This is a genomic window from Paenibacillus sp. FSL R5-0766 (assembly GCF_037971845.1).
Lineage (GTDB): Bacteria > Bacillota > Bacilli > Paenibacillales > Paenibacillaceae > Paenibacillus.
The window spans coordinates 3,789,526-3,800,577 of the sequence record NZ_CP150227.1; the positions used below are offsets into that span (position 1 = coordinate 3,789,526).

An 11,052-nucleotide genomic window follows, 5' to 3' on the forward strand; every position below is an offset into this window, starting at 1 on the left:
TTTAAGGAGGTGATCGCTTTGGAAGACCAACTGTCCACATTGTATCGAAAGATTCGGCAAGGAAAGCTCAGCGATCAGCAGGCAGCGGAGCAGCTGCAAAGGCTGTTGTCCGGATCTGGAGAACAGGAGTCGAGCTTGAAAGAGACGCTCCATGAAGAGAGAGAGGACGATATCAACGAAAAAGCCATTCGTTATGTCAAAAAAATATTGTCCTCTAGCCTTATGCTGCCGGAACGGCAGATCGACGCACATGCGCCTCTGGAGAACTATGGCATTGATTCCGTGATGGTGATGAAATTGACGGATCAATTGGAACAGCAATTTGGTCCGCTGTCCAAGACATTGTTCTATGAATACCAAAATATAGCGGAGCTTGCCGGGTATTTCATGAGCCATCACCGGGAACGACTGGAGCAGCTCACAGGGGTGCAGGCAAAAAGCAAACCAGACGTACAACTCCGTACTTCAGAGCTGGAGTCCAGCACAATACGGAAGTCTGAAAGCCTGAATTCGTTCGATAAGCGCCAGCGATCTGCTGGATCGCGGAGAAAAATTCCAGCAGCGATCAGCGCAAGCGGAGAATCGACTAGCGAAGAACATCTGCACAGCAAATCTCTGGACATCGCCATCATTGGCATGTCTGGACGATATCCGAAGTCTAGTAATCTGGAGCAGTTCTGGGAGAACCTGAAATTTGGGAAGGACTGCATCACCGAAATACCGGAAGATCGCTGGGATTACCGGATTCATACCGAGATGAATGGCAGTAAAGGAAAATATTCTGGAAAATGGGGTGGATTTTTGGATGGAGTGGATCGTTTTGATCCACTCTTTTTTCAGATTTCTCCGAAGGAAGCTGAACGAATTGATCCACAGGAGCGACTGTTTCTGGAATGTGTGTACGAGACACTTCAGGATGCGGGATATACCCGCGAACAGGCCGCAGGTCCAGATGCACCCCCGGATCAGATGGGGAATGTCGGTGTGTTCGCAGGAGTCATGTATCAGGAGTATCAGCTCTATGGCGCTGAAGCCAGGATTGCGGGTAAAGAGCCCTTTGCATTAAACGGTAATCCGGCTTCCATTGCCAATCGTGTCTCGTACTTTTGTAATTTTCATGGGCCTAGCATGGTAGTAGATACCATGTGCTCCTCGTCTCTCACTGCCATTCATCTGGCCTGTCAGAGTCTGAGTAAAAAAGAATGCCTAACCGCAATCGCCGGAGGCGTTAATGTATCTGTTCACCCCAATAAATATGTGATGTTAACACAGGGTCAATTCCTGTCTTCGAAAGGTCGCTGCGAAAGCTTCGGTGAAGGCGGTGACGGTTACGTCCCCGGAGAAGGTGTAGGGGCTGTGATGCTCAAACCTTTAAGTCGTGCCATAGCCGACGGTGATCATATCTATGGCGTCATTAAAGGAACTGCCGTTAACCACGGCGGAAAAACAAACGGTTATACGGTTCCCAATCCAGCCAGACAGGCAGAGGTTATTGAAACAGCTGTCGCGGAGGCAGGAATCGACATTGCGGACATCAGCTATATCGAAGCTCATGGGACAGGCACCTCACTGGGAGATCCCATCGAAATTACAGGATTAACCCAGGCATTTAGGAAAGGTAAAGCAGCAGACAACAAATGTGCCATTGGCTCAGCCAAATCGAATATTGGTCATTGCGAAAGTGCAGCAGGCATTGCTGGCCTGACCAAGGTCCTTTTGCAGATGCAGCATCGGCAGCTGGTTCCTTCCATTCATGCGGACCCGCCTAATCCACACATTCAATTCGACAAGACACCTTTTGCAGTACAGAAGCAATTAAGTGACTGGGACAGAAAAACGATTGAGTCAGGAGACTCTACACGGGAAGTCCCGCGGATTGCGGGAATTTCCTCATTTGGTGCCGGGGGTTCCAATGCCCATATCATTGTTCAGGAGTATTGTCCCGGGCAGTCAGATATGTTTCTGGCTGAGCAGAATAAACCAGATAAACAGCAGGCGCTTATCGTTTTGTCAGCCCGGAATGAAGAGCAGCTTCGTGAATTGTGTAAACGCATGTTAACAGCTCTGCGATCCAATCGATATCAAGAGGAACAATTGGCGAGCATCGCTTATACGCTGCAAACCGGACGTGAGATGATGAACATGCGCCTTGGCATTGTGGCAGGTTCGCTACAGGAACTGAGCTCGAAACTGGAAAGCTACTGTTCGGGAGATCAGGATATGGACGACATGTATGTGGGATATGCAGGCGATGCACAACAGCCGCTATCCATACTCTCAACCGATGCAGACATGAGCCATACGCTGATGAACTGGATTGCCAAACGCAAGTTCGGAAAATTACTGGAGTTTTGGGTGAAAGGTCTGAATGTGGACTGGAACTTGCTCCATAACGGATTCAGGCACTGCAAGATCAGCCTGCCTACGTATCCATTTGCCAAAGAACGGTATTGGGTCTCTGGTGAACCTTCTGCGGAGTTCCAGATGAAGGGGAATTTTACCCATAACGGATACGCCGGTCATATTCCTTTTATTCATCCACTGCTTCACGAAAATAAGTCCAACTTGTCGGAACAAAAATACGTGACGGTTCTGACCGGCCAGGAATTTTACCTGAATGATCATCGGATCGGACAAGAGCGGATTCTACCCGGTGCGGCCTACCTTGAAATGGCGCACGCTGCAGTCAGTGATGCTCTAGGCGAGCAGCAAAAGAATGTTTCACTTATATTGAAAAACCATGTGTGGATGCGTCCTCTTGTTGTCAGGGACACTCCGGTGCCTCTGCATATTCGATTACATGCCTCATTAGAGGAGCAGCCTATTCAATATGAAATGTACAGCGGGATGTCTTCGGATGGATCGGGCGAAAAGGTGCACAGCAGCGGTTATGCCAGCATCGTTTCACTGGAACCCGAGCTTGTAGCAGCAACGACGATTGATCCGGACGAGATAAAGGCACGTTGCAATACTAAACGATTAACTGCGGATCAATGCTACAAAATTTACGAACAAGGTGGTCTCAACTATGGACTCGCCCATCGGTTGTTGGTTGAGGTACACGTGGGAGATAACGAGGTGTTAGGACAGCTTCGACTGCCTTCTATACTAAAACATGAAATGCAATCCTATGTTCTGCATCCGGCCATCCTGGACGGGGCATTGCAATCCGCGATCGGACTGTGGATGGAGGACAAGGAGGGAGAAGAAGGCAAAGAGTTGGAAAACGCAAATTCTTTGCTGCCGATTCCCTATGCCATGGATGAAATTCAGGTTCTGGGCTCCTGCACTGAAGAAATGTGGTCTCATGTGCGTTACAGCTCTGATTCCGCTTCATGCGCTGCGGATGACATGCCTAAGCTGGATATTGATTTGTTCTCCAGTACCGGGGTTCCATGTGTTCTTATTCAGGGACTTAGTTGCAGAGCCTTGAACAGCGGTATAGTCCCGGGGGATGAGCCGCATGGGTGGGAAACGGCCATGTTGGTACCTCGTTGGGAAAAAAACGCCGCTGCCCTGAATGAGTGGAACCACCCTTATGACAGGCATATCGTAATGCTGGCTGAACCTTGGGCCGAACTGGCGGAGGAAATAAAGGAAAGACTGAAACGAGAGCAAATACCAACGGAGATCGTAGCGCTTGGACCTGAAAAGGTTGCTGAAATTAACAACGTTAGTGCAAGTTCCCAACGTTTTGCGTCTGCTTCAACCCAGGTTCTCCACGTACTTCAACAACTGGTGAGCAGTTCATCCAATGCCGAGAATGTGCTTATTCAGTTGCTGTACAGCCGTGAAAATCATTTTCAGCTGTATAGCGGATTAACAGGATTGCTGCGAACCGCGGCACTGGAAAATCCCCGAATTCATGTTCAGTTCATTGAAGATATGGAAGAGGGAGAGGGGTATTCAGAATCGAAGAACCGGCCTCGAGAACCGCGTAATGCCAAGCGTGCTGCCGAACTAATAAAGGCCAACCGGGAGTCTGAGCATGTATGTATCGGCTACCAAGGCCCACAACGACAAGTGCTTCACTGGAAAGCCCTCCATCTGCCTGCCGAGACGGATGCCATGCCTTGGAAGAATGGCGGGGTGTACCTGATTACAGGAGGGGCAGGTGGCCTGGGCCATATTTTTGCCCGTGAGATTGCCTCTAAGGTAGTCAACGCAACGCTGATTTTGACAGGTAGATCGGACATATCAGCGAATCAGGAGCAAGCGTGGGAACCCTTGAAAACAAATGGCACCACGATCATCTATCGCCAAGGGGATATATCCCGCGAAAAAGATACATCAGAGCTTGTTGCTTATATTCAGCATAGCTTCGGCCGTCTGGATGGAATCATCCATAGCGCAGGTTTAACGGGAGATCAGTACATCTTGAACAAAACAAAAGCCGAAATGGAGAAGGTGCTTGCTCCGAAAGTTGCTGGCACCTTTCATCTGGATGAAGCAACCCGGGCGATGAAGCTGGACTTTTTTATCCTGTTTTCCTCCATGTCGGGTGTATATGGAAATCCGGGCCAATGCGATTACGCTGCAGCCAACGGATATATGGGCAGCTATGCACAGTATCGTCATCAATTAATGCTTGCCGGTAAACGGCAAGGAAGAACCCTGGCCATCCACTGGCCGTTATGGAAAGATGGCGGCATGCATTTAAGCCCTGCTGAAGAGAAGGGGTTATGGGAAAGTACGGGAATGCGTCCACTGGATATCGAAGCAGGTATTATGCTGCTTTACAGAGGTTTTCAGTCAACTGAATGTGAAATCATTGGGGTACAAGGAGATATTCCGAAGCTGATTTCCAGCCTGGAGTCACGTTGGAATATGAACCGTGCAACGCGGGATACCCCATTCGTTTCAGAAGCAGATGCCATGTCTGTGCTGCAAAAATTGGCTGCGGAACTGCTTGGTGTGGGACCAGATGAGATTAGCCGCGAAGCGGATTGGCTTGAATGCGGACTGGACCAGCCTCAATTAACGCTCTTGGCCCAAAGGTTGAACGAGCAATGTGGGCTGGATCTGAGTCATGTTCTGTTTGTGGAATATCCAACGCTGCAATCTGCTTCCACATTTCTGAGCCAACGATACCCCAGCGCTTTCCCGTCAGCACCGTTAGATCCTGAGAGCGTACCATTACCGCGTACAAGTCAAACCAGCCTGCCAACGGATCGTTTGCTGAAGCACGCGCAGACCACAGCAGCAGACAATATACTGGCGGAGGCATTGGATACTTTTCTGAAAAGGGCCTTATCCGCGGTACTCAAAGTGCCCACAGATCAAATTGTAAGCCACGCCCGACTGGAAGAGTATGGTATAGACTCGATTAGCATTACCCAATTGACGGATCAGCTCGAGGGTACTTTCGGGCCGTTGTCCAAAACACTTCTTTTTGAATATCAGACGCTCAAAGAGTTAAGTGGATATCTGATCAAGACCCACCGCGATACCGTCAATCGTCTGATTTCGGTTCCTGCACTGCCATATGAAGAACGTAAGGAGCGTTCGAATAAGACTAAAAATGCCCGATCTGGTCTGCAACACCCTCCATTTCGTGCATTCCATCGTCCAGTTCAGCGCCCCTTGGCACCAGCAGATGCTCAAGTGGGTTCACTTGCCAAGGATATCGCCATTATTGGCCTGTCCGGACGTTATCCCGAGGCGGACGATCTGGAACAATTTTGGGAAAACTTGATGCAGGGCAGGGACAGTGTCACTGAAATTCCGTTGGATCGCTGGGATTACAGGCTACATATGCACCATGCGGACCCTAATTCACCGAAGCCTGGCAGCAAGTGGGGAGGCTTCCTCCAGGGCGTGGATCGTTTTGACCCCTTGTTTTTCCAAATCTCGCCCAGAGAAGCACAGATGATGGATCCGCAGGAGCGGCTGTTCCTGGAAACGGCGTATGAAGCGATTGAGGATGCGGGGTATACACCGGAGGGTCTGGCTTCCGCAACCGGAGATACTTGGGGAAACAGGGTTGGCGTATATGTTGGAGTCATGTACGAAGAATACCAGCTGTACGCCGCCCAGGCTCAGGCCATGGGAGATTCGTCCATCGCTTTAAGTGGCAATCCGGCATCCATCGCCAACCGAATATCGTATTATTGCAATTTCAATGGGCCAAGCATGGCTGTTGATACGATGTGCTCCTCTTCCTTGACTGCGATTCATCTGGCCTGTCAGAGTCTTATATTGAAGGAATGCGAGGTGGCGGTGGCGGGCGGTGTCAACGTATCGATTCATCCAAACAAGTATATTTTACTGAACCAAGGAGGCTTCCTTTCAAGTGAAGGCCGATGCAAAAGCTTTGGTGCACAAGGGGACGGTTATGTTCCTGGCGAGGGTGTCGGAGCAGTCATACTCAAGCCGCTCAACAAGGCAATGGAAGACGGAGATCATATCTACGGGGTTATTAAAGGCAGCGCACTGAATCACGGTGGAAAAACGAATGGCTATACCGTGCCCAATCCGGCGGCACAGTCATGTGTCATAGGGAGAGCCATTGCTGAGGCGGACATCTCCGCCGATACCATTACCTATGTGGAGGCACACGGGACAGGTACATCGCTTGGTGATCCGATTGAGGTTGCCGGTCTGAGCAAAGCGTTTGCAGAATCCACGGACCAGCAGCAGTTTTGCGCTCTCGGGTCGGTAAAGTCCAACATCGGACACGCCGAAAGTGCGGCGGGTATTGCCGGACTGACCAAAATTTTGCTCCAGCTGAAACATGGGCAACTGGTGCCCTCTTTGCATTCAGACCCGGCCAATCCGCATATCAACTTTGCGCAGACCCCGTTTCGTGTACAGCGGGACGCTGAACCGTGGAAGCCGTTGCAGCGGATGGAAAACGGCAAGCATGTCCAGATTTCGCGCAGGGCGGGCTTGTCTTCATTTGGTGCGGGTGGTTCCAATGCCCACCTGATTATTGAGGAAGCACATTACCATCCACATGAGGGGGCAACGTTAAACGAAGCAACAAGAGGAGGAGCTGTCATCATTGTGCTCTCCGCGCGAACCCGATCCGCTCTCAGGGAACGAGCCAGACGTTTGCTCACTGCTGTGGATGAGAAGCATCTCACCGCAGGAGCAGAGGAAGAACCGGAACGTTTGCTGGAGCGCTTGGCATTTACGCTTCAAACCGGAAGACAGGAGATGGAAGAGCGCCTCGGATTCGTAGTGCGATCCGTTCAGGAGTTGAAGGAACGTCTTCAACTTTTCCTGGGAAATGAGAACACGAACGAGACAGTAGATGGAATAGACGGAGTGTACCTCGGAAATGTCAAATCCAATCAGGCTGTGCAGGCAGCAATGGCCATGGATGAGCATTTTGGCGAAGTGGTGAGCCGTTGGTTAAATGAAGGAATTTACGGCAAAGTGCTGGATCTGTGGGTGAAAGGCATCCAAGCGGACTGGAGTGTTCTATACTCCACAGGACAACCTCGTCGAATTAGTCTGCCTGGTTATCCGTTTGAGCGCGAGCGCTGCTGGTTTGAATTGCCTGAGGAAGCCGCTATCCCTGAACATGTGCATCGTCTCAACTCTGTAGCATCTGCTGGAATTCAGAAAGCAGCACCGGAGCGCCAAATGACTGCTTATCACAAAGACTGGCTGCTTACGGACATTGCACCCATCTCCGATGAAAGCAACCCTGTTGGAAAGATTCTGATCCTTGCCAATCGGGATTCAGCAGCCCTTGCTGCGAGATTAACAGAACATTTTAAACATACGGTGGTTTTGAATGAAGAACAGTTGAATGATCCGGGACGCCATTGGCTCCAAGATGAGGAACGTTTAAAGCATGGACTGACAGGTTTGATTGATCTGACAGCATGCATGAAACAGACCACTGTTGATGATGCTTGCGAAGAACAGATCCGGCCAGGATGGTTGCAGCTTGTGCAGGACGTCATTGAAGTCCATGGTCATGAGGGGATGCTGCTGCTGTTGGTGACTTGTGGCTTGGAGTCGTTCCGCAATTCGAAAGTGAATCTGGCCCACGCCTCTCGTGCGGGTCTGTTCCGCATGTTGCAATCCGAATACCGAAGCATCCAATCCAGACATCTGGATGTTGATCCATCGGCATCGGAAGAGGCAAAGATAGAATGTATTACAACAGAGTTCCGGCAAACAGATCGGGAACCGGAGATATGCTACCGTGATGGTAAACGCTGGCGTTCCTATATGCGTGAGTTGCCTTATGGGACGGGTATGAACAAAGATGTTATGGAATCTTGGATCGATCCGGAACGACCTTTCCTGGAAGCAAATCAGGTGTTGTGGATTACCGGAGGTACCCGCGGACTTGGAATGGCATGTGCTCGCCATTTCGTGAAGCATCACAACGTGAAGCGGCTGTTGTTGACTGGACGGGAAGCCATTCCTCAGCGGGAGGAATGGGACGTATATGCAAGCCATGACACTGCGATGGGCGCCAAAGTCAGATCCTTGTTGGAACTCGAACAACTGGGGGCCGAGGTGCTTGTTACGGATATCCCACTTACAAACGAGAACGCCATTCAGGCAGAACTGGCCAGAGTTAAGCGCTCAATGGGTCCTATTGGAGGGGTTATTCATTGTGCTGGCAACGTGGATACTGCCAATCCGGCTTTTATTCGCAAGCAGGCGGATGCCATGCAGCGGGTGCTTGATCCAAAAACAGGCGGGGTGCATACGTTGTTTCATGCGTTCAGGCATGAGCGACTGCGCTTCTTTGTGCTGTTTTCCTCTGTGTCCTCAGCGATGCCTTCACTGGGAGCAGGACAGAGCGATTATGTGATGGCTAACGCGTATATGGACTATTTTGCGGAAGCCGCATCCCGGGAAAGTGCGATCTCTCCATTCCCGGTCATCAGCATCCAGTGGCCAAGCTGGGAGGAATCCGGTTTTGGTGAGGTCACAAGCGAAGCATATCGCCAGAGCGGCCTTCTCGGCATCACCGATGCGGAAGGAATGTTATGGCTGGATCGGATTATTCGGGAAAACAGGGGACCTGTTATTCTGCCGGCTATAGTTGCATCGCAAACTGTTCACAAGGGAGAGCAACAAGCGGAGTATCAGGCAGAGGCATCGTTAAGTGAAGCACAGCAGGTATCCATTCCGTTAATTCCACTTCCGGCTGAGCGGATGACCGCAAGCTTCCCGGCGGAGCTGCAGAACAGGACACTGGGGTGGCTTAAGGCTTTGATGGCAAAAGAACTGAGATTGGATGAATCCCGGCTGGATGAAGATACCCCTTTTCAGCATTACGGAATGGATTCGATCCTGCTTGTCCAGGTTCTGACGGTCATGGACCGGGAGCTGCAGCATGTTGCAACAGATCCTTCGCTGCTGCTTGAACACCCAACACTTCGCCAATTAGCACAACATCTGGTTCGGATCTATCCCGAATCTTTGACTGACCTGTTGATGGAACCCAACACTAAGTTGGCGGAAAATTCGAATGGAAAACCTTCCGATGTTCGTTCAATGACTTCCACTCCTCCTGTGCAACGTGCTGAACAAGGTATGGATGGTCACACCGGACTGATCGAATCGAATGATGCTGTGGATGAAGCATACGAAGAGCCAGCGAAGCCGGAGCAAACCAAAAAACCGGATAAAATCGCAATTGTTGGGGTCGCCTGTCATTTTCCTGATGCCGAGAATCCGGCGCAATTCTGGTCCAATCTGCAAAAGGGCAAAGATAGCATGACCGAGATCCCGGCGGAACGCTTGAGGTTGACAGGTAGTAGCACCAATAGGACTTTCGCTTCCAGCAAGCGCTTTGGGGCGTTCATTCGGGACATTGAGCAGTTTGATCCGGCATTTTTCCGAATTACAGATACGCTGGCAGAACAGCTCGATCCGCTCCAGCGCCAACTGCTGGAAGTGAGCGTGGAGGCCGCCGCAGACGCAGGATACAGCCGGGAACGTTTATGGAATTCGCAGACCGGCGTATTTGTTGGCTCCAGAGCGAGCAACTTTTCGTCCAAGCTGGGCGGTAGCACCAAAGATACAATCGTTGGCATCGGCCAAAACTTTATCGCTGCACATCTGTCCCATTTTTATAATCTGAAAGGCCCCAACATGGTGGTGGATACCGCTTGTTCCAGTTCACTTACCGCAGTTCATCTTGCTGTACGAAGTCTGTTGGATGGGGAATGCGATCTCGCTTTTGCGGGCGGTGTGGATATTCTGCTGGATGATGCGCCCTACGAGATGCTTGGAGCTGCCAGCGTATTATCTCCGGATTCTCGTTGCAAAACGTTCAGTGCGGACGCAAACGGCATCGGGCTGGGAGAAGGCTGCGGCGTTGTATTACTTAAACCGCTGTCATCAGCCATCACCGATCAGGACGCGATCTATGGGGTCATCGATGGTACCTCCATCAATAATGATGGTCAAACGATGGGCATTACCACACCTAACCCGGAAGCCCAGCAGGAATTGCTGGAAAAAGCGATTTTAAATGCAGGGATTCATCCTTCCACCATCAGCTATATTGAAACACATGGAACAGGGACACTAATTGGTGATCCCATCGAACTTAAGGCTTTGACAGGTGTTTTTGCAAAATATACAAATCAGCGCCAGTTTTGCGGCGTAGGCAGTGTCAAAAGCAATATCGGGCATCTGCTGAGCGCATCGGGCATTGCCAGCCTGATTAAGGTATTGCTCTCGCTTGCTCACCGCGAGCTTCCGCCGACGATTCACTGCGACCAGCCCAATCCGCGGTTCCAGTTCAGGGAATCTCCTTTTTATATTGTACAGCAGCACCAGCCATGGGGAAGTGGTCCCAGCGACTTACTGCGTGCAGGCATTAGTGCATTCGGACTTGGAGGCAATAACGCACACATTATTGTAAGCAACGAAGGTATTCCTACCGAACGTATGGTAAGCCTGCCGCTTCGTTTCTCTGATTCACCTTTTCAACGCAAGTATTGCTGGCCACCCGTCAAGGCAACGGAATCGGTGGAGGCATCGTCCATTGCTTCAGCTGCGTCGTCGATGCAACAGCTATCGGAGCATTCGGAGCAATCAAGCTTTTTTGATTTTATCAAGCTATGA

General features: G+C 50.6%; 1 protein-coding gene. It reads left to right on the forward strand.

Annotated elements, in window-relative coordinates; genetic code table 11:
* Nucleotides 1-18 precede the first annotated feature (18 nt).
* Nucleotides 19-11,052: an SDR family NAD(P)-dependent oxidoreductase gene (locus tag MKY66_RS16235; RefSeq protein ID WP_076216841.1), complete on the forward strand. Its 11,034-nt coding sequence runs from the start codon at nucleotides 19-21 to the stop codon at nucleotides 11,050-11,052.